Source organism: Flagellimonas maritima (assembly GCF_003269425.1).
GTDB lineage: Bacteria > Bacteroidota > Bacteroidia > Flavobacteriales > Flavobacteriaceae > Flagellimonas > Flagellimonas maritima.
This window is the reverse complement of record NZ_CP030104.1, coordinates 3,446,096-3,468,068: the sequence shown is the minus strand read 5'-3', so window position 1 is coordinate 3,468,068 and position 21,973 is coordinate 3,446,096. Positions and strand designations below refer to the sequence as shown.

Here is a 21,973-nt window from a genome sequence, read left to right as displayed (position 1 = left end):
TTATGGGCAAAAAAGAAAAAAGCGAAAAGAAAATATCGCGACGAAAGTTCTTTGTGCTCGGAAGTGTCGGCACTATTGGCGTTTTAGCTATCGGAACATACGTTTTTAGAGGTTCAATTCGAAGAGTCATTGCAAATCAGGTAAATTCTGCTGAACCACCTTATATGGGAAATACCGATACACCCACTATTTGGTTCGAGATATTACCGGATAATTCAGTGATGCTCTATTCCCCAAAGGTGGAAATGGGACAAGGCGTTTTTACGGGCTTGGCTCAAATAGCCGCTGAGGAGCTGGAAATACCTGTTTCGCAAATAAAAGTTACCCACGCCCCATCAATTTCAGGGAACATGGACGAATTTGCAACGGGTGGCAGTACTTCCATTTCTTCTCTATGGCAACCTGTTAGGGAGCTTGCCGCCACCATGCGGGAAATGATAAAAATTGAAGCTGCCAAGAAACTGGAGGCCAACATAATCGATTTAACTTTAGCAAATGGAATTATTTCAAATGGAAATCAATCCATTTCATATGCAGAAACAGTAAAAGATAAAAAGAACTGGGAAATTCCAGACACCCCCACCTTGAAAGATGTAAAGTCATATAAATTGGTAGGAAAACCAATTCCACGCGTTGATTTGCACGATAAAGTTTTTGGTACACCAATTTTTGGGATGGATGCAAAGATGCCCGATATGCTTTATGGTGCTGTCGTGAGGCCATCCGCAATCGATGCTACGCTTGTTGGTGTACATATTGTTGAGGCCGAGAAAATGCCGGGTGTGGTAAAAGTTGTTAAAGAAAATGATTTCGTTGGAGTTGTTGCCAATTCTTTACTAGAAGCAGAAAACGCCAAAAAAGCCATCGAAACCAACTGGAAATCAGAAAAATTCTGGCAAACTTCAGATATTGAAGCTATGGTTGAAGTTGGAAAGGGTAAACCTTTTGTAATCCAGAAAGAAGGAAATGTTGAAAAACTATTTGAAGATGACAAAGGGATTGTAATTTCTGAATTTAAAAGTCCTATCGGTGCACATGCGCAACTGGAACCCAATGGCGCACTTGCCCACGTAGAAGCAGATAAAGTTACCGTTATTATATCTACACAAGTAGTTAAAATTACTAGGGACGAGATTGCCGAGCGTTTGGGAATGGATAAAGAAAAAGTGAACATCGTTCCCACTTTTTTGGGTGGAGGTTTTGGGCGACGCCTGCATACCCCAAATGGAATGCAGGCGGCCGTTTTATCAAAAGCCGTTGGAAAACCCGTAAAGTGTTTTTTCACAAGAAAGGAAGAGTTTCAAAATGACACCTTCCGACCTCCCACCCATCATGTTTTAAAAGCAAAACTGTCGGAAAATGGAATGATTGAGGGGATAGAACATAATGTTTCGAGTGGTGATGTAGCCTTTGGCTCCCCAATGCTGCCCAGTTTTGCGGAGCCTATCCTTGGTGCAGATTTAGGAGCTTGGCGAGGAGGAATGATACAATATGGGAAAATTCCAAATTTCCAAGCAATTTCTTGGCGCGTAAAACTGCCTTTTGCCACGAGCTGGTGGCGTAGCCTAGGGCTGCTCGCAAACACATTTGCCATTGAAAGCTTTATGGATGAACTTTCTATCAAGGCAAAGAAGGACCCTGTGCAGTTCCGTTTAGATCAAATACAAGATGATAAACGGGGGATTCGATTAAAAAAGGTCATCAGGGCCGTTGCAAAAAAAGCGGGATATGTTGATGAAGTTATAAATGGAAGGGCTATGGGCTTCGCCGCTTCTACTGATGCAAATACTCCTTGCGCCCAAGTAGTCGAGGTTTCCATTACAAATGATAAAATTAAGGTCCATAAGGTCACTTGCGCAATGGACCCCGGTATTATAATAAATCCAGATCAGGTGAGGGCGCAGTGTGAAGGTGCAATCATTATGGGAATGAGCGCATCCATTTTTGAAAAAATGGAAGTAGTCGACGGGGAACTTACCCCAACCATCTACGGTCCATATCAAATGGCATTAATGAAGGATGCCCCCAAGGAAATCGATGTTGTTTTGCTTCAAAATGATGATAAACCTGACGCAGTTGGAGAACCACCTCTAGGGCCAATTGGGGCTGCAGTGGCAAATGCAGTCTTTAGACTAACCGGAAAGCGTATAAGAACAATGCCCTTACAATTTGCGTTGAATAATCACAAAAGTGCTTAAAAGTGGGTGATGCCGTTCTATTAAAATGTGACTTCTTGTGAATTTCCGTTCGGAGATGTAATAGTCGCAAGGTTGTCACATTCCCCGTCTCCAAAATCCACATTAATGATAAACCCATTCTTATTGATGTCAAAGCTTCCGCTGATAAGATGCCTACAGTTAAGCGTACCCTTTAAATTGTCAACGGTCTCTACAACATACGTATTTCCATTAGCTTCGACCTGCCAAATTCCACTAAAATCAAAAACACTGGTTGCCAAAGTATCCCCAAACGTAAAATCAAAGGTCTTTGTCCCACTTTCAGAAATTACAGCACCACTTTCATCCGCTACCAACATATCACTGATTACCGTAAAAGATATACGGTTCTCGTCAAGTGTGCTGGTAAGCGTATAATTTCTTGTACCATTTACTCTAAGCGTGCCTACATAAAAATCTGTGTATGTTGCAGTGAATGCAGCAGTTTCGTCAACTATAGCATAGACAACAGTTAATTTTCCGTTGATGTTATTGGTGCCGTTAAGTCTACAATTGTTAAAGTTGACAACAAAACCGGTCTGTGAATTTTCAACAGAATAACAGTTGTTGGACGAAGCAAAAGATTTGTCCATTACACTATTGGTCAGAAAAATTTCCGCCAGTACACTATCAACAGTCCCTGCTATTTTATCGGTCTCCAAAACGGTCTGTAGTTCAGTTTGCGAGAAGTCCTCGCTATCTCCTGAAGAATTTCCGTCTTCACTACATCCTAAAAAGTAAATTGAAATAAATACCAAAAGCGATAGCTTGTAGGCTATTTGAGTAAAATTGTTCATGCTACTTTATTGTTGGGGTTACGCACCTCTAACGTATAGCAGTATTTTTTAGTATTCTTTTGGTGGGTTAATCGACATAATACACTGTTGAAACGAAATACAAGAGCTACATAATCGGATTTATAAAACCTCAATTATTTCTGTTTGATTTGCATTGAATTCCATTCGTTTACCTGACCAATATGAAGCCGCTGCCAAATGCGATGGTTTCACTGCATTTAGACCCACACTGATTGGAGCTGTGAGCTTAGCTCCCGTTTTAATCGCATCAAAAAAGTTTTTGACGTGTGCATAGGTCAAATTCTCATTGTTCTCAAAAACTACTTGGTCACCTTTATGCGGGGTATAAATATATCCTGAGCGAAAAAGCTCAAGTTTTCCTTCTGTACCGTGAAAAAGTACCGAATCATGCGGATTTACGATAGGCATCACACTACACTCAAAAGTAAAGTTCCAACCTGCTTTGTATTGAATTATGGTATTCACAGTATCCGGATTCGTCCTATCATCTTTTAAATGATAGATTCCACCTGTAGTTACTGCATTTAAAGGATCTGTATCTTCCATCATCCATTGTGCAACATCGCCCCAATGTGTCAACAAATCGGATAGTATGCCTGTACCGTACTCTTTATAATGTCGCCAACCATCATATCTTGGCCAATAATAATCTGTTTTCGGAGCTGGGCCAAGAAACATATCCCATTTAAAATTCTGTGGCATAGGCTGCTGTTCCAGTTGTCTTCTTTGCCATCCAAAATTGCTCCAAACAGCCCTTACGAAGACAATATCTCCTAGTTTTTTTGAACCGCCAAAAAATTCCTCTTTTACACGCTGGTACATCTGCCCACTGCGCTGCTGCGTCCCTGTTTGACAAACCACACCACTATTTGCAACTGCTTGTTTAAGTGCATCTCCCTCTTTATAATGCAAGGTTACGGGTTTTTCAAGGAGCAAGTGTTTTCCCGCAGCTAAAATACGGATTGCATACCCTTTATGGAGATGATCTGGTGTTGCCAAAAGTATAGCATCTACCCTATCGTTTTTCAACACTTCTTCCAAATCATAGGTCATAGGAACTTCACCGAGCTCTAGATAATCAATGGTTCGTCTTACCTGTTGATCCCAAACATCACAAAATATAATTGGTTTTACTTGATTGGTCTTTAGCATTTCACCGAGAACCCATCTCCCGCGCCTTCCCGCGCCAACAACAGCAATCCCAATTTTATCATTTGCACCGAGAATATTGCCATACGAGGCGGCGGTCAATGCTGCTGCTCCAGTCCCTATAATAAAATCCCTTCTTTTCATATGATTGTTGATTATTCGCTTTTTGAAGCTGAATGCAGCAATTCCATTCCTATAGAGGTTCTTGGTTTAAATCCTTCCCAATTTCCTGTGTTTGCATTCGGTTTCAGGTTGAGGTACTTGGTATAATCAATCCCTTTTAAATGAATTCCAAAAAAAGCAGTGATAAAATGTTGATTGACATTATTGATTCTTCTCATGTCCCAAACCGAATCAGCATATCTTAAATATTCATCAATATGTAATCCCTTTTTCATTGTTGCCGGTACTGGAGGGTTCGGGGCTACATTGTGCCTTGCGTTTATGTAGGTTAGTAAATAACGATTGCTATTGACGGTACCTTCGTAAATGGACTTGATTCCATCTTCATATCCGGATACGTCATCCTCACTACCCGCTACAAACAGCGTGGGTGTTTTTAAATTAGCAAGTCCTTCTTCGTTCCATACACCATTGGTCATTCCCCATGGCGCTAGAGCAACAAAAGCCTTTATTCTTGAATCTATCGAATTTCTATAAGATTCGTTATCCATTGCCAGCTGATCCAGCGCATTGCTTCCACCGGTCATTGATTTAAAAAAAGCTACGGCTTCTTTACTATATCCTGCACCACAGGTATTTAGCCCTCCATATCCCCCCATGGAATAACCTACCAGTCCCGTATTTGAGGTATCGACCATTTCAGCGAGAAAACTATCACTTGATTGGTTGGAGAGTCGTTCAATTTCGTTTAAAACAAATAATTGATCAAGGGATCTATTGACCAAAGTACTTGTGAAATGAGCTGCATCTTTATAAGTAGAATCCGTATGATCAATAGAAACAACGACATATCCCTTTGATGCTAAGTTTTCAGATAAATAGGTAAACAGAAATCGTGAGCCTACGTAACCATGAGATAGAATGACCAAAGGGAATTTCCCTTTGTCTTTAACGATAACTGCATTTCTTAAGGCCCTACCTTTAAAATTAAAAGGTGTGACAGGACGATCTTCAGTACCGTTCTTGCCCAATACCTGGGTGTATATTTCTATTTCTTCAACATTGTCAGGAATAATTGCAGGATACCAAACTTCTATAGTAATAGGACGGTCATATTGTTTTCCCATGCCATTCTTTATGCTCAAAACATTCAATTGATCTTCATGTATCAAGTCAACGGTTTGGACTCCCACCCCATAAGAACCACGATAGGTGAGTTCTGGAGCATCAGGTAGCGCATCCCCGACCAAAAACTCACTTTGTGAATATAAATTTTGACAAATGGTGAAACTTAGAATAATACTGTAAAGTGTAGCAGATAGTTTGGTCATATAAAGAGGATTTATGAATCAATCTTTTAAATGTAGTAAAATAATATGCAAAAAATTGAAGATGAGTACCCGTGAACGATTGTATTCCAATGAATTCTGAATAAATTGTTTTATTTTACAGAAAAAATTGTGTTATGACTAACATTAAAAAAAGTTTTTTCATTTTTTTCTTAATTAGTACACTCTTATCCTGTAACATTAATGATGACAACAATGGCGTTGAGCCTCCCAATTTTAATGTTATCGGACTTTGGGACTTGGTTGAAGTCAATGTCAGTGCTGAACAGGATATTGACTCAAATGGTGCTGCTTCCAAAAATTTGGTGGATGAAATGGATTGTATTTTTGGAACCCTCTTGATAGATGGAGATTTGGTTTGGACTTATAATCAAACTCCAATAACCATAACCTCTATAACAAATGATCAATTTGCATTTAGTTGTTCAGATACCGTTTCAGCTTCGGGAACATGGTTTTCTGATGAAATTGAAGCTACTTTTTCAGGAGATGATGTGCTATCAACGCTCAAAATTAATGGTGGAATGCTTGTAAATGAAGTTGGTAATGAACTACCGGGCATTCAGAGTTTTGTTTATGAATTAAGAAAGAATTAAAATACCAATAAATTTTAATTGGATTTTCAGATTGCTTGAACTTGAATAAATTACGGATAATTATATCTTATTTTTTTCTGCTAAAATCATCCACATCTGTTTATCTTGCTCTTTTTCCCATTTCCCGTGGTCATTGATTTCGGAAATTATAGAAAACCCTGCTTGTTTCAATTCTTTTCTCACATAATCAATTGATAACGAATGCGCTGCAACCTGTTCTTTTCTGGTTTTTCCCTTTATTTTATCCTTTAATTTTTCTAAAACCATTAATTTCCCGTTAGGTTTCAGCGCATTTTTTACGTGCTCAAGGATTTTTACATAAGAATCCATTTCATGATAAGTATCTATGATAAAAACTGCATCCAAACTGCCCGTAGGCAATTTTGGATTATCATAATCTCCTAATATCGTTATTATGTTGGAAATATTTCGCTTTTTCGCATTGGCTCTCAATTTTTCCAGCCGATCTTCACGTACATCTATAGCATAGACCTTCCCATTATGTCCAACCAAACTGGATAGACGGGTACTTAGATAACCTTCATGGCATCCAATATCTGCAACCACATCTCCAAAGGAAACATCTCCCATTTTCAATAATGTAGTGGTCTTCATCCATTCATCCCGTTCTGCCCAATCAGATTCTGTATATTGACTTTGCATCCCAATGACTGAGAACAAAAGAACTATCAAAATATTATTTGCAGAGTTCATGGTAAACTTTTAATCCTGAATCAGTCCCTGTCCTTCAATCCACGGAGCCCCAGCAGCCTTTAGCTCTTCTTCCAGATTGGGAAATGTATCATCCACTATTGTTTTTAAATCCCTCTTTAAACTATTCAGCTGATTTTGTGATCTTTGCATTGCCATTTTGTGGTTTCCTGTTGGGCCGTACGTATTTCCCAGTGCTACAAAGCCTATAAAACTGCCATCTTCTGGAGAGGGGTTTGTCTTCTCCCCTACCTCATTTTTGGCAGGATTGCCCTTCATTTGTCTGTTCAGTGCCAAAAGTTTTGTTCTGGCGTTATTGATTTTGGCATATAGTGCCGAAGATGGTCTTTCGGCTTCATCCAAAGCACGTTTCATGGCATTTGTTTTCTTTATACTTTTTTCCAATATGGAATTTGTAGCAGCCAAATCTTGTTGAAATTTTTGGAACATACCTCGAAAAGCATCGATTTCCGAAGTAGGTTTAGCGGGTAAGGCACCTTCCTTTAAGGGTTTTACCTGAAAAGTCTGGGTATTGGAAAGTTGTTGTAACTCTCCATCAACACGTTTATGCAACTCAACCGAATATGTTCCTGGAGTTGCCAAATAAGGGGATCCAAAAAAATCATCATCATCGCTTTTTGGCACTTCCAAAGGTATTCCGGACCTATTGGCATACGTTAAGTTCCAAGCAACACGATTGAATCCTTTCTTGTTGGTCCCTTGTATGGAATTCAAAACATTGCCTTCGTTATCTTTTATAATCAATATCACAGCAGAATCTTCTTGATTTTTTTCATCTTCCAAAGCATCCCAACCAGGAAAAGAAATATTACTTTTTTGTTTGTTAAGCGCTTTTTCTCTTTCTGTTCTGGTTTCTTTTAAGGTCTTTAATTTCTCTGGCAAATAATAGGTAAATGTTGCTCCAAAAGGTGGATTTTTTGCTACGAATTGTGTATTCCCCTGTCCGCGAAGGGCACTTTTCTGAATGTACCAATATGCAGGTTTCACTTTAAAGAGCACGGATTCATTCATCTTGGAAGCGTCAAAATCCCGCAATGGTGATATATCGTCCAAAATATAGAAACCCCTTCCGAATGACGCACCCACTAAATCGTCCTCTCTTCTCTGTATCGTAATATCCCTAAAAGGTATTGTAGGGAGTCCACCTTGAAGTTGCACCCAATTACTCCCCCCATTATTGGTGAAATAAATTCCAAATTCCGTAGCCGCGAATAAAAGCCCTTTCTTCTTGTGGTCTTGAACGATACGCCATGTAAGCAAACGCTCAGGAAGATTACCCTTTATTGAATTCCAGCTTCTTCCTTTATCAGTGCTTTTTAGGAGAAATGGTCTAAAATCACCTTCTTTATGGTTATCGAGTACCAAGTAAACTGTGTTCGCGTCGTAAAGGTCCGCCCTAACATCGTTTACGAACACTCTATCGGGAACTCCCTTTATAGTTCCCAACATAATCTTGGTCCAAGTAGCCCCACCATCTTCGGTAACCTGTAGAATTCCATCATCCGTTCCCGCATAAATGAGTCCTTCTTGTATTGGCGATTCTGCCAATGAGGTAATGGTATTGTAATTGGACATTGCACCTACATCCCAAGGGTTGTCCCAGCTTTGCTGTCTTCCCATAATCGGTAAAGCCAATCGCTCTTCATTTCTGGTCAAGTCTTTTGAAATAGCGGTCCAATCATCACCTCTATTCTCTGATTTCCAAACACGATAGGACGCGAAATACAACCGTTTGGGATTGTGAGGGCTTACCAAAATAGGAGCATCCCAATTGAAACGCTCATGGGGCTCACCCATTGCAGGTTGTGGCTGAATAAAAACGGTTTCGCCAGTAGTTTGGTCAATTCGCCATAGCCAACCTTCTTGGAACTCGCCGTACGTAATATCTGGGTTGCCTGGCTCTATGGCTGATTGATGTCCGTCTGCTCCAAGGGTTTTCCACCAATCCGAACTTAAAATTCCTGCTTGGTTCGTAGTTTGTGAAGGTCCACCATGGGACCCATTGTCCTGTGTGCCACCATATATATTATAAAATGGTTCCGTATCATCCACGGCCAGCTTATAATACTGGGTGATCGGAAGATTTTCAAAGTATCGCCAAGTCTTGGTCAAATCATAAGATTCGTACAAACCGCCATCTGTACCAAAAAGGACATAATCGGGATCGGAATCCTTAAAAGCGATGGCATGACTATCGCCATGCTTGGTTTTTTCGTTCATTTTTTCAAACGTTTTTCCATGATTATCGGAAATCAGAACAGTGTTGCTCATTAAATACAACCTACCCTCTTGATGTGGCGAAGCATAAAGCTCTTGATAATAGTGTGGTCCTGTACCGCCTGATACAGCATCAGATTGTTTGGTCCATGTCTCGCCCTGATTATTGGAAATAAAAACCCCACCTTTCTTTCGGTCCAGTTCTATTGCTGCATAAATGATTTCATTATCGAACGGAGAGATTGCCAATCCAATTTTACCCAAGTTGGATTTTGGAATACCTTCGGTCAGTTTTGACCAAGTTTCTCCACCATCGGTACTTTTATGAATTCCGGAACCTGGACCGCCGCCCATATAAGCTGCTACTGTTCGGTGCCTGTCCCAACTAGCAGCGTATAGAATATCCGGATTTGTATGGTCCATTATAATATCTGTAACACCTGTCCATTCATCATCCCCCAGGGTTCTCTTCCATGTTTTCCCACCGTCTACGGATTTATAGAAACCACGTTCCCCGCCCTTATTCCAAAGTGGACCTTGTGAAGCGACCCATATTGTATTTGAATCCTCAGGGTGCACTATAATTTTAGAAATATGTTCGGAAGTTGTAAGTCCCATATTCTCCCATGTTTTACCTCCATTATGGCTTACATAGATTCCGTCTCCAAAGCCTACATGCCTACCTCCCACATTTTCGCCTGTCCCTACCCAGATTGTATTTGGATTTGTTGGGTCAATGGTTATACAACCTATTGAATAACTGGATTCATTGTCAAAAATCGGTTTCCAAGTCGTCCCCGCATTTTTGGTTTTCCAAACACCCCCGGAACCGACGGCAACATACCAAATGCTTTCATTTTTTGGATGAATTGCAATGTCAGCAATACGACCAGAAGTAAAGGCAGGGCCTATACTTCTAAATTCCAATCCTTTATAGGTTGTTGAATCGGGTTGTTGGGCTGATACTTGAAAAAGAATCAAGAAAATGGTAAGAAAGCAAGCTTTTGAAATGAGTTTCATGTGAGGATTATTTTGGTTGAATTAGCATTGTAAGTTAACCAAAAGAGATAGGTTCAATTCCAAAAAAAATGTGAAAATGAGTGGTTTTCGCTATAAAACTTCTTACTTTCTATCTTTCAGTCGATAAACAAATTTTAAACCGCTCCAATTTTCGTCCACTGCAGCCACTTTTATATCTACCAGCCCTATTGAGAGAAGATGGTCGCGCACAGGTTCGCGCTTTAAATCGGTATCAATTTTAGAACTTCCCTTTGGCCAGCTCGCCCATAGCATACCATCTTTTTTTAAGGCAGCCTTATATTTTTTTGCAATGTCATGGAGTTCAGCTATAGAAGTACAAAAAATATGAATAAAATCAACGTTCTCAGTTCCTGGTTTTTTTTGAACAGAAATATTTTCCGGTAAATCTTCAAAAAGGCTCCAATAATGACTCGGCTCCTTGTAAACCAGAATTGAATGACCTTCCTTAATGCCCAGTTTTTTTGCTAAAGGTGTTCTTGAATAGCCAGCAGATTTCTTCAAAATATTGAAAATTAAACAATTGTATAAAATTAAACATAAATTTACTCTTTAAAAAGCAACCAAATAGTTGCGCTTTAAATTTATTTGATTAAATTAGCAACCTTATAGTTGCATTATTAATTAAATATATTATAGCAAAATGAAAGATGTAATCAGAAAAGAGCATTTTTTTGCTCATTCAATCAAAACCGTTTGGGAAGCAATTTCCAAGGAAGAAAAGCTTTCAACGTGGTTTGTGAAAGCAGATTTTAAGGCCGAAAAAGGTTACAAGTACACTTTTTCCAGTGATGATGAAGATTGTAAGGATATCATGGGAGAAGTAAAGCATGCAGAACCGTATACCTTAATTTATTCTTGGATTGTTGAGGGTACTGATGTTGAGACAATCGTGAAATGGGAACTTACAGAAACCAATGATGGAACTAAACTTTTGCTTGAACATTCAGGCATCTCTAATTACGCTAAAGATTCAGCAGTAACTTTTTTCTCAAATTTCGAATCTGGATGGAACAAGTGCATCAACGATCTTCAATCTTATTTGCCAAAAGAAGCCCATGCAAGATAATATTACAAATATTTTAAAAGCTGTTGCTGACCCTAAGAGGCGTGAGATTTTTCACGCCTTAGTCATTGCTTCCTCCGCCCTATCCATAACACAGATATCAGGTCGATTTGAAATGAGTCGGCAAGGAGTTACAAAACATATAAAAACTTTGGAGCAGGCAGGGTTAGTGGGCATTACTACTAAAGGAAGGGAACGTTTCTGCGCGGCAGACGCCAAACCTCTACAAAAAATTACGGAGTGGGTTAAATTTTACGAAAAATTCTGGGACAGTTCTTTAAAGAATCTGGATTCTTTCTTAAATGAGGGAAAGTCTTAGCTCGTTTGATTTTTCACGAAATTTTCTAGGCCAATTAGAGCTTTTTCCAAGTTTTTTTGGAATATTCTTTTTGCAACCAATGCTATCATCATCTTTTTGAGAGGTGACTTTGCTTTCCAATAAAGTTCCATTTCCAATAAACAGCTTTCCTCACCTATTGGTGTAAAAATATAAAACTGATATAATTCATCAACTGGTGGTGGACTTGTAGTATACTCACCATAAATTAAGCTCCCGGAGCTTACCTCTTTGGTTACTGTAACAAAATCTAAATGTTTCCCATTAATAACACATACATGCTCGGAACCTATTCTTGTTACTTCGTTCGCATTAAATTCAAATTTATCTACGCCCTCAATCCATTGATGCCTAAAAGAGTAGTTTGTCACGTACTCCATTAGTTGTTCTGCACTTACAGGAAACTTTTTTTGAATCATTAGTTCTGGATTTCGGTTAAAAACAACTTTTCTGGGTTCTGAAAAAGTCCTGAGGTTTAATTCCTTTGGATCAATAAGCGAATAAATATATGCTACCTCCCTATCATCGTAAACATCTGTACCCTGTCTGAAACGAAAGATTTTGCTGGAATAGTACGGTGAAAGCTGTACATGCAAAGCAAGAGTCCTGCTGATAAGCACATAATTATTGCTGTCAACTGAGTTTTTTAATAATCTATGTGCTTCTATGACCTGCTCGCCAAAGGGCTTTCGGTTTCCATGCACCTCAATATGTTGCAGATTACCGCTGTGAGCTATAACTTTTAGCTGAAGATTACTAGCGGTTGCGCAGGCATTGCAAGGACAAATCCTGTTCTTTTCCAACATTTTCAAATGGCTATAGAATGCTGTAAACATAGATTCAACTTGAGCCAATAAATTCTCTTGAGACGGGATTTCATTTTCTTTATAAAAGAAAAGCGCATCCCCTTCGATTTCTGCAAGTTTTAGTTCTTGGGTATTTGCATTTACCAATACCTCCAATAATTCCGAGATAACATGCTGGCTATGTTCAACTTCTGTGGTTTGGATAAATTTAGTATACCCGGAAATATCCGGAATAAACAATAACGATTTTGACATTTGTGATGGGCGTTGGTTAGTTGGTCAGCGAAATTTACCAAAACTTACTCCATCGTTACTTCCATATCAGTGAGCATTGTTTTGAATGCGAGAGCGACCCCATTGGTCCAACCAAATCCATCCTGAGTTTCATATTCACCTCCTCCTGAGAGTAACGTAAGGTCTTCTACATTATATTTTTCCATCATCTTGCCTGTATTTTTATATACTTTTTCATTGAGTGCGAGCCAGCGTTCCATAACCTCCTTTGCTTCTTCTTCATAACCGTAGTTAAGTAATCCATTTACTGCAATCCATTGCAAAGGTGCCCATCCATTAGGGGCATCCCATTGCTGTCCGGAATTTTTCAATGTAGTTACCAAACCACCATCCTTTAGAAATTTATCCATTAGCACTGTTTTGACCTGTTCTGCTTTCTCAGTTGATGATAGATTAAAATATAATGGAAAGGCACCTGCCAATGTCAATTCTGGAGTCATTTCATCCAAAGTAAAATTATAATCGTGATAGAAACCAGTCCCTTCGTTCCAGAAGTACTTTTCAATGGCCTTCTTTCTATTATTGGCCTTGGATTTGAATTCTTTGGCCGCCCCATCATTTCCATTGAATTTATATGCTTTGGCGATGGTCGATTCCATAAAGTGTAGTAGACAATTTAAATCAATAGGAAGTATATTCGATGTTTTTGTTGAACCAAAATCACCATTTTTAGTATACCATCGTGAGCTAAAATCCCACCCTGATGCTGCAGCCGACCTTAAATCTTGATAAAGCATTGCTTTTGAGCTATCCGATTGTAGTTTGTTTGCCAAATGCATGTCTTCCTTATAAGCTTCGGGGCGAGGTGTGTTACCTTTGTCCCAATACCGATTTAATGTTACATCTTCTTGTATGCGAACAATATGTTGCTCGCTCTCTCCATTTTCGATAATATTCGCACCATCCATCCAAAATTCATATTCCTTTAATAACTGTGGCAAATAATTTTTAAGCTGAGATGTATCTTTTTTGGCAAGAGCATCTACCATAAGCGTAAAAAAAGGTGGCTGCGACCGTGTTTTATAATAATTTCGTGTACCGTTTGGTATAAAACCGATACTATCTATCAAAAACGCAAAATTGTCAACCATATCCTTGGCCAAATCATATCTGCCATCAGCCAACAATCCCTCTATAGTAAAATAACTGTCCCAATAATAAATTTCCTGAAAACGACCGCCAGGTACCACATACTTATTGGGGAGTGCAATTCTTGATGAGTATGCAATAACACTGTCAGGGCCTCTCGTCAATTTATCCCACATTAAGCTAATGTGTTCATACATAGTCTTGGTGGTATCGGTTTCAAATTCCAATGTTTTCATGGACCTATCTTCAAAATTCTGATCCACAAAAATTTTTAAATCAAAATCATGCTTTTCTTTTTCCTGAAGGTATTTGGATTCCAGTTCAGAGATATCGATTTTGGGAACTAAATCGACAAAAGTCTTTGAATCCTTAAAAATTGCTGCCAATTGAACATCTTTAAAAATCTGGGATTCGTAAAGAACAATTTCCTTGGCGGGTTTTCTACTTTCCTCACAGGCAAGGAGAAGATAAAGTAAACAGAATCCAAAATACCATTTTTGCATGTCGCTATAGTTTTAAACAAGTTAAATATAAGTGTAATAACCCAAATTTTTATACGTTAAATCGTATACGATTCATACTCTAATGCTATGAAAGAAAATAGAATTTTGAGAAATCAAATAAGAAAGCATTTATTGGAGCAAATCGGTCAAGGTAAACTACAAATAGGAAAAACAATCAACCTCGCCTCCCTATCTAGAGAAACTGGCATAAGTGTAACTCCGATTCGTGAAGCCTTAAGCCAATTGGAGCAAGCACGTATTATAGAAGCCGTTCCCAATCGTGGTTTTGTAGTTTCTAAACTTCGCAAGGATGAAGCCCGAAACTTATATGAAACGATAGCTCAACTTGAAATCCTGGCCTTGGAAAATACTTCTTTTTCCGAGGAAGATGTTACGTTTCTAAAAAGGCAACAATCCAGATTGCGTCAATACAATTCCTTTTCAAACAGATTGACCGAACGGTTCGAATTTCATCGATTACTGGTGAAAAATTGTAAAAATCTTATTCTACTTCAAATTCTTGAGGATTTGTTTGCCAGATTGCTTTTCTATGAGCATGGTTTTAAACATGACATTATTTTTTTGGAAAAAGTTGATAGCCAAAATGAAGCTATAATACAGGCCATTGAAGAGGATAATGTTCCTACAGCTAGCTTAATTTTAAAGATGAATTGGATGACAATATCGGAGTTTATTGAAAATCAAATCAATGAAAACTAAGCAACGAAATCCTTTTTTAAGAATAAAGTATGGAATATTTCGTTTTTATAAAAATACTTTCTACATGCAATTTTTAAACAAGGAAATCGAGGCTTTGGCCAAACGTAAAAAATCCAATTCCCTATTGAAAAAGCAGATTTCATGTGGCATTTTTCAAGATTTGGAGTCTGATAAACTACGGGCCATTACCAAAAAAAGATTAAGTGAGAGCTTATTCCCCAAAAAGGGATTTATCAATTCCAGGAATTAAGTTTAACGCATTTTTATAATATACTTTCCTTAGGACTTCATCAGGTAAATCCAGTCCGTACATGGCCCAAAAAGCATGGTACTTCTTGTAATAAGGAAAATATTCATCGTCTGTTTCCAAAACCCTAAAATACATTGGGAACTCTTCTGGTTTCCAGCTATCCTTACCAAAAAGTATCCTGTCTTGGTATTTAATGAAAAAACGCTTGGCGCTTCTGGGCTGCCTACCAAGTTCCGCTATTATTGCCCCAATACCTACGGACATATTGGGCATTTCATCCAATAGCTCTCCTAGCTTATCCAAATTATTGGCATACCAGCCCATGTGTGCATTGATAAATTTAGTATTTGGATGTTTTTGAACATTCGGTGCTGTTCATCAATAATCTGTTGCCAAGGGGCGGGATCGCTATTGGAACGTTTTCTTCTGGGCCTAGTCTTGAGTTCCAGCCATCTTTCATTGTTTTTATCCATCGGGTCCCAAAATGATTTGGGGTCTGCTGCGTGTATAAGCACAGGTATTGCAAGTTCGGCACATTTTTCCCAGATAGGGTTCAACCTAGGGTCATCAATGGCTATCCGATTGCCATTTATATCTTTATTTCGCAATCCAAGGCTTTTATAGATCTTCAGTCCTTTCGCACCTGTCTTTACATCCAGTTCCAGTTGTGCCGCGGCTTGTTCACCCCAATTGGAATTACCTACACCATTAAAATCTACATTTGCAAAAATAACGAAGCGATTGGGGTAGTTGTCGTTTACGTTTTTCAGCATGGCCCTAAGACCCTGTCCGGAACCACCGCTTAGATTGACCATGACCCCCATGTTCATTTTGTCCATATCGGTAATCAGTCCAGTTAAATTTTGTGTCGCCATCTGAAACTGGTGGCTATGAACATCAATAAAGGTATATTTTGCACGCTCCTTTGGATTTTCAGATACCACCAATGTAGGTTTTGGATTATATTCCTCAAATCCCATTTCTTGAGCTTTTGAAAAACTAAAACAAAGAAATAGTAAAGTAATAGTGTAGATTTTCATATTTAAGTATTCATTTTTTCAATGAGTTGCGAATAATCATTAGGAGTGTCAATATCGATTTCTTTTCCATTAGGCTGGACTGTAATCGTTGAGCACCTATATTTTTTAATAATATTTTTTGCGCCAAAATCTTCATTTAGGTTCAGTAACTCGGGAAGAACTTTAAAAGTGAATATTGCAGGTACTCCAACCCTTTCTTCATAAGCGGTAGCCACTATTTTCGGATTTTCGTTAATGAACATATCCATTAGCTTTTTTAGATAGGATGTATCAAGAAGTGGTTGGTCTGCCAACATAATTAAAAGACCATCAATAACCTGATTTTTCTTCAAAACAAATTCTATCCCCGCCGAAATAGAACTTCCAATCCCTAATTTCCAATTAGGATTAAAAACAATATCTTCTTTAGGTATTGTTGCTTTTATTGTATCTGCGTTTGCACCTAAAACAATATAAATGTTATCGGTAATCAGCCTGGCTTGTTGTATTGCATGTTTCAAAAGGGTGGTATCTTTCCAGCGTAATAATTGTTTTATCCTTCCTTCCATCCTTTTGGAAGAACCTGCGGCCAAGATTAAAATTGGAATGGATTTGGACATCTTAGCTGTGGATTTTACCAATCTTATCCTTTAAAAGCATGGGGTCTTTGCTATTGACAACGGCCAATATCTCTGCCATAACAGCTATTGCAATTTCTTGTGGAGTTTCTGCCCCGATATCTATGCCTGCTGGACCATGTATGCTTTCAATAAATGTATCAGAAATATCAGGATATTGTTCGATTAAAGCATCAAATAATTTTTCCCTTCTTTTAAAAGGTCCCAAGAGACCAATGTAGGCAGCGTTTTCGTCTTTTAATGCCTTAATAAATTGAAGGTCTTTCACAAAACTATGAGTCATTATTATTACGGCTGTTTGTCCATCAAGTTTTGGTCTAAAGGATTCAGGTTCCACAATGAGCAGCTTATCAATACCTGAAAAATCCTTTTTTGTCTTTTCTTCCCTAGGATTTGTTACTATAGTTACTTCCCAACCCGTTAAAGCTGCATATTTGCACAACTGTACTGCATCATGCTCTGCGCCTATTATAACCAATTGAAAACAAGGTTGCATTTGCTGTTCGAAACATAAAAGATTATCTGCTTCTGAAGCAGTTCTATTATTGAAGGTCAATTCTATATCTCCAAAACGAAAAGAAGACCCAAAACCGCTATTGGTTCCGTGTTCCTTTTTATAAAAAGATTTTATGGAAAGTTTTGAGCGGTTCTGTATACTTTCCCAAAAGTATTCAAGGAAACCTGGGTTTGGCTCAAAGACTTCCAATAGGATATACAGAATCCCTTCACAGCCCAATCGATATCTGCCATCGTACTCCATAATCTTTGCAATTCCATCGACAAAAACGGATTGTGCTTGCCTCAAAATTTCTTTTTCAACGCAGCCGCCACTTACTGCGCCTACCATAGTACCATTCCCATAAATCAGCATACGTACCCCAGGCCTACGATAGGATGAACCCTCTAAGGCAACAACGGTTGCCATAACTGCTTTTTGGGCAATTGGCTCATGTTTCTGGTAATGTTGAATAATATTCTTTAGCTCGTGGATCATTTAAAAGGGTTTCAGATTTCAGGTTTACAAATTTTTACAGCTCCCGATCCTAATATCTAATTTTTGGGATTATTGCTACATTTTAAACATCAAAATTCTTTGTGCGTATAAATGGTAGTTCAGCTCCATCCCCGTTTATGACTTGATTTGGTTCCAATTTCACAAAACCATCGGACCGGGACAAGCTTAAAATATCTCCAGAACCTGAGGTTCTCAACATATTTGCACATAGAATACCTTCTTTGATTCTAGTGTTTACACCCATAAAAACAGTTAATCCAGTATTGTTTGCTATAGGGTTTTCTAAAAATACGGTAAATTGAGAGGATTCAATTCCCAACGATTTGTTTAGCCAAGGTATAAAATGAACATGGTAGTTTACAAAAGTTGAAACAGGGTTTCCGGGAAAGGAAAATACTATCGCTTTTCTGGCTTCGTCCTTTCCAAACCAAAAGGGTTTACCTGGTCTTTGCAATACTTTATGAAATATTTTTTTTACACCCAACTCATCAAAAGCGGCTGGTAAGAAATCATATTTTCCTTTGGAAACGCCTCCGCTCAATAGTAAAACATCATAATCCGCGAGTAATTTTTTTAATCGCTGCTTTAAAATCAATTTATCATCAACGAGATGAAAGGAATCTGCATGAATATTTTTATCCCTTAAGAGTGCAACCAAGGAATACGTATTCGATTTTCTAATCTGATATGGTAATGGTATTTCATTTACTTCTACCAACTCATTTCCCGTAGCAACAACGGCAATCTTGGGTAGCTTTTTTACCTTGACTTGGGATTTCCCCACTGTTGCCAAAACCCCAATTTCAGCTGCACCAATCTTTGTCCCAATTTGTAAAAGTTCTGATTTTTCACTGATATCGCTTGCTCTGTAGTGTATGTTTTGCCCCCTTTTTATTGATTCGGTAATGGTGAAATTTCCATTTTCCTGAACCGTATTTTCATACATAACCACTGTATCGGTATTTATGGGTACCATCGCGCCAGTCATTATCTCAATACATGCAGAATGGTCTTTCAATTCAAGTTGGGTGCTACCGGCTTGCGCAATTCCTTCTGATTTAAAAGATTGTTTTTTGGTTTGGACCACTTTAAATTTTATTGCGATACCATCTTTTGTTGCTCTATCAAAAGGTGGAAAATCCCTATCCGCCAAAATCTGTTCAGCAAGTATGCGACCGTTCGATTCCAACAGATTTACAGATTCGGTTCCATAGTCACCAGTATTTTCCAACACCTTATCGAATGCCGATTTAAATGAAATCATTAGTTTTAATCGCCTTTTAAGATGACATGGCCATCAGTTCATCTATTCCACCTAAAACACTAAAAAATGTCAATTTAGGATAGCTCTGTTGAAGTTTTTCTGCTGCTATAGCACTCCTCTTTCCTGATTGGCACAAAATATAAATCTTACTATTATTTTTGGTTAAGTTACTGTCCAAATATAAGTTATCCAAAGGTACGTTAATCGATTCTTTAATATGATTTTCATTGAATTCTTTTGATGACCTTACATCAAGCAAGATAATTTTTTCATGGGAATCGCGTAGTTTTTGGAAGTTTTTTGCGCTTATGTTTTGTATTGCTTCACAACCCGGAAACTGATAGCTGTCCTTGAGTTTCTTTATTTTCTTATTTGGTGGATATGACTTAAATTTAATTTTGGTCGTTTGCTGAATTAATCCATTATAAATCATCAGTGTGCCTGATAGTACCTCTCCTACTCCAGTTAGTACTTTCGCCGTTTCCAATGCTTGCAAAGTGCCTATAATTCCCGGTAGAACACCCAAAACACCATTTTCATTACAATTGGGTATTTCTTCCATGTTTGGCATTATCGGGTACAAACAACGGTATGTTGGACCGTTTTGGAAATTAAAAACAGATATTTGACCCTCAAAACCGTGCAAGGCACCATATATAAATGGTTTGTTCAGCATTACACAAGCATCATTGATGAGGTATCTAGTGGGGAAATTATCTGTGGCATCCACAATGACATCATAATTCTTGATAATTTCCAGCGCATTGTCCCTAGTAAGAAATGTGTCATGTAATGTAAAATTGGTATCAGAATTCTGACTAAACAATTTTTCATGGGCAACCTGAAGTTTCAATCTTCCCAAATCCTTTTCAGTATATAATACCTGGCGTTGCAAATTATGTAATTCGACTATGTCTTGATCTACAAGTCCTAAAGTTCCCACACCCATTGCATTCAAGTATTGTAAAACAGGAATACCCAAACCTCCTAGGCCTACAACCAATACTTTACCACTAGCTAGCTTAGTTTGGCCTTCAGACCCAAATTCTTTTAGACGGGTTTGTCTCGAGTATCTAGATTCCATTAATGGGCGTAATTTTGGATTTAATGTACTCATAGTCCCCAGTAGAATTGGCATTGTACAAAACTTCGTCCATTGCCGGGTGTACTAAATTTGTAGCGTTATTAATAAGAAATTTTCTAGGACAGCTGCTTTGGGCTGTTTTCAGGTAGTTTATCGCTTCTTTTAATCCTTTAGGCTCCCAAATAGTAATAAGCGGTTCCGGTAAATTGGTTTTTTTGGTGGCAAAAGATGTTGCCACTTTAGAAGGATCTCTACTTTCAACCAAAAAGCTTAAAGCCCGTAAATCAATTAACGGGAGATCACAGGCAAGAACCAGCCATGCAACTTCCGGATATTTGTTGTGGGCACTTAATATTCCATTGAACGGACCTCTATACTTATCGCTATCGATAATCGTATTGAACTTTTTGGATATCAGAATTTTCTGTTCTTGACGTATACTAAGAAAAGTCTCATCACAAATATTCTGCAAAAGTCCGTAGAGGTATTCCTGTTGTGGCATTCCATGATATGAAATCAATCCTTTATCAGTACCCATACGAGTACTTTTACCTCCTGCCAATACCAAACCATATATAGGTGTGTCTCTAATGGATCCTTTCATACAATTGATTTTATTAACCCCCTATTGAGGTCATAGAGCTATCGAACACTGTAGCAGCATGTTCATTTTGTGCATCAAAACCTGTTTTGGCCCTGCTTCCAACTGCTTGCAAAATAGCTTTTTTAATATTTTCAGAACTATCTGCTTCGCGAATGATATTCCTAAGGTTCGTTTTGGGTTTTCCATACAAACAAGTGACTACATCACCAGTAGCCGTAACCCGTAATCGATTACAGCTTCCACAAAAGGTTCTACTAAAGGAAGGTATTATACCAAACGTTCCAACGTGACCCGTGATTTTATAATTTATGGAGGTAGAAGTTTCAGGGGATTCCAATTTTTTATACTTAGGATATTGTTTTGCAATATGCTCCAAAATAGCCCTGTAATTCCATTTGATCATCGAGAAATTCTTTGACCCACCATTAAAGGGCATTTCTTCCAAAAATCGCACAGAAACATTATGATGTTTCATTACATCAAGAATTGGCAGAATGTCCTGTTCATTTTGCCCGTCCAAGACGATGAAATTGATTCTGACATTGAAACCTTCCGTAATAAGTTTGATGAGATTATTATGGACAGTATCGAATTGTTTCCTTCGGGTAATTTTTTCAAAAGTTTTCCGATTGATGGAATCCAAGCTAACATTAATATTCTTTATGCCCAATCTCTTCAATTCATCAATATGTGGTCCGATCAACGTGGCATTGGTGGTTACGGAAATATCTTCCAAACCTTTCATTTTTGATAATTCCCGTAATAAAACCATTAAGTCCTTACGGACAAAAGGTTCACCACCGGTTATCCGTATTTTATCGATTCCCTGCTCTACCAGTATTTTACTGACTTGGGTCAGTTCAGATATAGTAAGTAGTTTATCATTCTTAACAAAATCGATACCTTCTGAAGGCATGCAATAATTACAGCGTAGGTTGCACCGGTCCGTTACGGCAAGTCTTAAATAATTGATTTTCCTATTGTGATTGTCTATCAACATACGTGTTCGTCATAAAATCAGTTGAAAGATAGCATTTTCCCAAACG

22 protein-coding genes are annotated in these 21,973 nt (G+C 38.2%); 6 read left to right on the top strand and 16 right to left on the bottom strand.

Annotated elements, in window-relative coordinates; translation table 11 throughout:
- Nucleotides 1-2: 2 nt before the first annotated feature.
- Nucleotides 3-2,198 carry a xanthine dehydrogenase family protein molybdopterin-binding subunit gene (locus HME9304_RS15400; protein ID WP_112379424.1) on the top strand — a complete coding sequence of 732 codons (2,196 nt, stop codon included), beginning with the start codon at nucleotides 3-5 and terminating at the stop codon, nucleotides 2,196-2,198.
- Between the two features lie 20 nt (nucleotides 2,199-2,218).
- Here HME9304_RS15400 and HME9304_RS15395 read toward each other — a convergent pair whose 3' ends face one another.
- The 3 genes from HME9304_RS15395 to HME9304_RS15385 all read right to left on the bottom strand — a co-directional run bounded on the left by HME9304_RS15395 (nucleotide 2,219) and on the right by HME9304_RS15385 (nucleotide 5,637).
- Nucleotides 2,219-3,013 (bottom strand): hypothetical protein, encoded by a 795-nt coding sequence (locus tag HME9304_RS15395; protein ID WP_112379423.1) that lies wholly within the window; start codon nucleotides 3,011-3,013, stop codon nucleotides 2,219-2,221.
- A 120-nt stretch (nucleotides 3,014-3,133) separates the two neighbouring features.
- A complete protein-coding gene (locus HME9304_RS15390; protein WP_112379422.1) occupies nucleotides 3,134-4,327 on the bottom strand; it encodes a Gfo/Idh/MocA family protein in 1,194 nt (397 codons plus the stop codon).
- Nucleotides 4,328-4,338: 11 nt separating this feature from the next.
- Nucleotides 4,339-5,637 (bottom strand): alpha/beta hydrolase family protein, encoded by a 1,299-nt coding sequence (locus tag HME9304_RS15385; RefSeq protein ID WP_112379421.1) that lies wholly within the window; start codon nucleotides 5,635-5,637, stop codon nucleotides 4,339-4,341.
- Between the two features lie 134 nt (nucleotides 5,638-5,771).
- Here HME9304_RS15385 and HME9304_RS15380 point away from each other — a divergent pair, with 134 nt between their 5' ends.
- Nucleotides 5,772-6,251 carry a hypothetical protein gene (locus HME9304_RS15380; RefSeq protein WP_112379420.1) on the top strand — a complete coding sequence of 160 codons (480 nt, stop codon included), beginning with the start codon at nucleotides 5,772-5,774 and terminating at the stop codon, nucleotides 6,249-6,251.
- 60 nt (nucleotides 6,252-6,311) lie between these two features.
- On the opposite strand, the gene HME9304_RS15375 is transcribed toward HME9304_RS15380, so the two are convergent.
- The 3 genes from HME9304_RS15375 to HME9304_RS15365 all read right to left on the bottom strand — a co-directional run bounded on the left by HME9304_RS15375 (nucleotide 6,312) and on the right by HME9304_RS15365 (nucleotide 10,742).
- The gene (locus tag HME9304_RS15375) at nucleotides 6,312-6,965 is read right to left on the bottom strand and encodes a class I SAM-dependent methyltransferase (protein WP_112379419.1); all 654 of its coding nucleotides are present in this window, start codon (nucleotides 6,963-6,965) and stop codon (nucleotides 6,312-6,314) included.
- 9 nt (nucleotides 6,966-6,974) lie between these two features.
- On the bottom strand, nucleotides 6,975-10,220 hold the full coding sequence (locus tag HME9304_RS15370; RefSeq protein ID WP_112379418.1) for a WD40/YVTN/BNR-like repeat-containing protein: 3,246 nt from the start codon (nucleotides 10,218-10,220) through the stop codon (nucleotides 6,975-6,977).
- A gap of 102 nt (nucleotides 10,221-10,322) precedes the next feature.
- Nucleotides 10,323-10,742 carry a DUF3052 domain-containing protein gene (locus HME9304_RS15365; protein ID WP_112379417.1) on the bottom strand — a complete coding sequence of 140 codons (420 nt, stop codon included), beginning with the start codon at nucleotides 10,740-10,742 and terminating at the stop codon, nucleotides 10,323-10,325.
- 139 nt (nucleotides 10,743-10,881) lie between these two features.
- Here HME9304_RS15365 and HME9304_RS15360 point away from each other — a divergent pair, with 139 nt between their 5' ends.
- Together HME9304_RS15360 and HME9304_RS15355 are read left to right on the top strand one after the other, a co-directional pair.
- On the top strand, nucleotides 10,882-11,307 hold the full coding sequence (locus tag HME9304_RS15360; RefSeq protein ID WP_112379416.1) for an SRPBCC family protein: 426 nt from the start codon (nucleotides 10,882-10,884) through the stop codon (nucleotides 11,305-11,307).
- Nucleotides 11,297-11,623, top strand: a complete 327-nt coding sequence (locus HME9304_RS15355) for an ArsR/SmtB family transcription factor (RefSeq protein WP_112379415.1) — start codon at nucleotides 11,297-11,299, stop codon at nucleotides 11,621-11,623. Before HME9304_RS15360 ends, HME9304_RS15355 begins: the two co-directional genes overlap by 11 nt.
- On the opposite strand, the gene HME9304_RS15350 is transcribed toward HME9304_RS15355, so the two are convergent.
- Both HME9304_RS15350 and treF read right to left on the bottom strand, forming a co-directional pair.
- Complete coding sequence (locus HME9304_RS15350) at nucleotides 11,620-12,702, bottom strand: DUF2652 domain-containing protein (RefSeq protein ID WP_112379414.1); 1,083 nt, start codon at nucleotides 12,700-12,702, stop codon at nucleotides 11,620-11,622. The genes HME9304_RS15355 and HME9304_RS15350 overlap by 4 nt on opposite strands.
- A 44-nt stretch (nucleotides 12,703-12,746) precedes the next feature.
- Nucleotides 12,747-14,333: an alpha,alpha-trehalase TreF gene (treF, locus tag HME9304_RS15345; RefSeq protein WP_112379413.1), complete on the bottom strand. Its 1,587-nt coding sequence runs from the start codon at nucleotides 14,331-14,333 to the stop codon at nucleotides 12,747-12,749.
- An 87-nt stretch (nucleotides 14,334-14,420) separates the two neighbouring features.
- Here treF and HME9304_RS15340 point away from each other — a divergent pair, with 87 nt between their 5' ends.
- Nucleotides 14,421-15,053 (top strand): GntR family transcriptional regulator, encoded by a 633-nt coding sequence (locus HME9304_RS15340; RefSeq protein ID WP_112379412.1) that lies wholly within the window; start codon nucleotides 14,421-14,423, stop codon nucleotides 15,051-15,053.
- Nucleotides 15,043-15,303 (top strand): hypothetical protein, encoded by a 261-nt coding sequence (locus HME9304_RS15335; protein ID WP_112379411.1) that lies wholly within the window; start codon nucleotides 15,043-15,045, stop codon nucleotides 15,301-15,303. The genes HME9304_RS15340 and HME9304_RS15335 overlap by 11 nt, the downstream gene beginning before the upstream one ends.
- Here HME9304_RS15335 and HME9304_RS17220 read toward each other — a convergent pair.
- From HME9304_RS17220 to moaA, 8 genes are all read right to left on the bottom strand, one after another.
- Complete coding sequence (locus HME9304_RS17220) at nucleotides 15,265-15,627, bottom strand: amidohydrolase (protein WP_262510367.1); 363 nt, start codon at nucleotides 15,625-15,627, stop codon at nucleotides 15,265-15,267. The two genes, HME9304_RS15335 and HME9304_RS17220, sit on opposite strands and share 39 nt — an antisense overlap.
- Nucleotides 15,594-16,343, bottom strand: coding sequence for an amidohydrolase family protein (locus HME9304_RS17215; RefSeq protein WP_262510366.1), 750 nt, complete (start codon nucleotides 16,341-16,343; stop codon nucleotides 15,594-15,596). The genes HME9304_RS17220 and HME9304_RS17215 overlap by 34 nt, the downstream gene beginning before the upstream one ends.
- 2 nt (nucleotides 16,344-16,345) lie before the next feature.
- Complete coding sequence (locus HME9304_RS15325; protein WP_112379410.1) at nucleotides 16,346-16,942, bottom strand: nucleotidyltransferase family protein; 597 nt, start codon at nucleotides 16,940-16,942, stop codon at nucleotides 16,346-16,348.
- Nucleotide 16,943: 1 nt separating this feature from the next.
- Nucleotides 16,944-17,954, bottom strand: a complete 1,011-nt coding sequence (locus tag HME9304_RS15320) for an XdhC family protein (protein WP_112379409.1) — start codon at nucleotides 17,952-17,954, stop codon at nucleotides 16,944-16,946.
- 82 nt (nucleotides 17,955-18,036) lie between these two features.
- On the bottom strand, nucleotides 18,037-19,239 hold the full coding sequence (locus HME9304_RS15315; protein WP_112379408.1) for a molybdopterin molybdotransferase MoeA: 1,203 nt from the start codon (nucleotides 19,237-19,239) through the stop codon (nucleotides 18,037-18,039).
- A 16-nt stretch (nucleotides 19,240-19,255) separates the two neighbouring features.
- Nucleotides 19,256-20,323 carry a HesA/MoeB/ThiF family protein gene (locus HME9304_RS15310; RefSeq protein WP_112379863.1) on the bottom strand — a complete coding sequence of 356 codons (1,068 nt, stop codon included), beginning with the start codon at nucleotides 20,321-20,323 and terminating at the stop codon, nucleotides 19,256-19,258.
- Nucleotides 20,313-20,927, bottom strand: a complete 615-nt coding sequence (locus tag HME9304_RS15305) for an NTP transferase domain-containing protein (RefSeq protein ID WP_112379407.1) — start codon at nucleotides 20,925-20,927, stop codon at nucleotides 20,313-20,315. Before HME9304_RS15305 ends, HME9304_RS15310 begins: the two co-directional genes overlap by 11 nt.
- 13 nt (nucleotides 20,928-20,940) lie before the next feature.
- A complete protein-coding gene (moaA, locus tag HME9304_RS15300; protein ID WP_112379406.1) occupies nucleotides 20,941-21,927 on the bottom strand; it encodes a GTP 3',8-cyclase MoaA in 987 nt (328 codons plus the stop codon).
- Between the last annotated feature and the right edge of the window lie 46 nt (nucleotides 21,928-21,973).

Excerpts from the sequence above, each read along its gene's own strand:
- HME9304_RS15400 (WP_112379424.1), top strand. The coding sequence starts at position 3 with ATGGGCAAAAAAGAAAAAAGCGAAAAGAAAATATCGCGACGAAAGTTC.
- HME9304_RS15395 (WP_112379423.1), bottom strand. The coding sequence starts at position 3,013 with ATGAACAATTTTACTCAAATAGCCTACAAGCTATCGCTTTTGGTATTT.
- HME9304_RS15390 (WP_112379422.1), bottom strand. The coding sequence starts at position 4,327 with ATGAAAAGAAGGGATTTTATTATAGGGACTGGAGCAGCAGCATTGACC.
- HME9304_RS15385 (WP_112379421.1), bottom strand. The coding sequence starts at position 5,637 with ATGACCAAACTATCTGCTACACTTTACAGTATTATTCTAAGTTTCACC.
- HME9304_RS15380 (WP_112379420.1), top strand. The coding sequence starts at position 5,772 with ATGACTAACATTAAAAAAAGTTTTTTCATTTTTTTCTTAATTAGTACA.
- HME9304_RS15375 (WP_112379419.1), bottom strand. The coding sequence starts at position 6,965 with ATGAACTCTGCAAATAATATTTTGATAGTTCTTTTGTTCTCAGTCATT.
- HME9304_RS15370 (WP_112379418.1), bottom strand. The coding sequence starts at position 10,220 with ATGAAACTCATTTCAAAAGCTTGCTTTCTTACCATTTTCTTGATTCTT.
- HME9304_RS15360 (WP_112379416.1), top strand. The coding sequence starts at position 10,882 with ATGAAAGATGTAATCAGAAAAGAGCATTTTTTTGCTCATTCAATCAAA.
- HME9304_RS15355 (WP_112379415.1), top strand. The coding sequence starts at position 11,297 with ATGCAAGATAATATTACAAATATTTTAAAAGCTGTTGCTGACCCTAAG.
- HME9304_RS15350 (WP_112379414.1), bottom strand. The coding sequence starts at position 12,702 with ATGTCAAAATCGTTATTGTTTATTCCGGATATTTCCGGGTATACTAAA.
- treF (WP_112379413.1), bottom strand. The coding sequence starts at position 14,333 with ATGCAAAAATGGTATTTTGGATTCTGTTTACTTTATCTTCTCCTTGCC.
- HME9304_RS15340 (WP_112379412.1), top strand. The coding sequence starts at position 14,421 with ATGAAAGAAAATAGAATTTTGAGAAATCAAATAAGAAAGCATTTATTG.
- HME9304_RS15335 (WP_112379411.1), top strand. The coding sequence starts at position 15,043 with ATGAAAACTAAGCAACGAAATCCTTTTTTAAGAATAAAGTATGGAATA.
- HME9304_RS17220 (WP_262510367.1), bottom strand. The coding sequence starts at position 15,627 with ATGGGCTGGTATGCCAATAATTTGGATAAGCTAGGAGAGCTATTGGAT.
- HME9304_RS17215 (WP_262510366.1), bottom strand. The coding sequence starts at position 16,343 with ATGAAAATCTACACTATTACTTTACTATTTCTTTGTTTTAGTTTTTCA.
- HME9304_RS15325 (WP_112379410.1), bottom strand. The coding sequence starts at position 16,942 with ATGTCCAAATCCATTCCAATTTTAATCTTGGCCGCAGGTTCTTCCAAA.
- HME9304_RS15320 (WP_112379409.1), bottom strand. The coding sequence starts at position 17,954 with ATGATCCACGAGCTAAAGAATATTATTCAACATTACCAGAAACATGAG.
- HME9304_RS15315 (WP_112379408.1), bottom strand. The coding sequence starts at position 19,239 with ATGATTTCATTTAAATCGGCATTCGATAAGGTGTTGGAAAATACTGGT.
- HME9304_RS15310 (WP_112379863.1), bottom strand. The coding sequence starts at position 20,323 with ATGGAATCTAGATACTCGAGACAAACCCGTCTAAAAGAATTTGGGTCT.
- HME9304_RS15305 (WP_112379407.1), bottom strand. The coding sequence starts at position 20,927 with ATGAAAGGATCCATTAGAGACACACCTATATATGGTTTGGTATTGGCA.
- moaA (WP_112379406.1), bottom strand. The coding sequence starts at position 21,927 with ATGTTGATAGACAATCACAATAGGAAAATCAATTATTTAAGACTTGCC.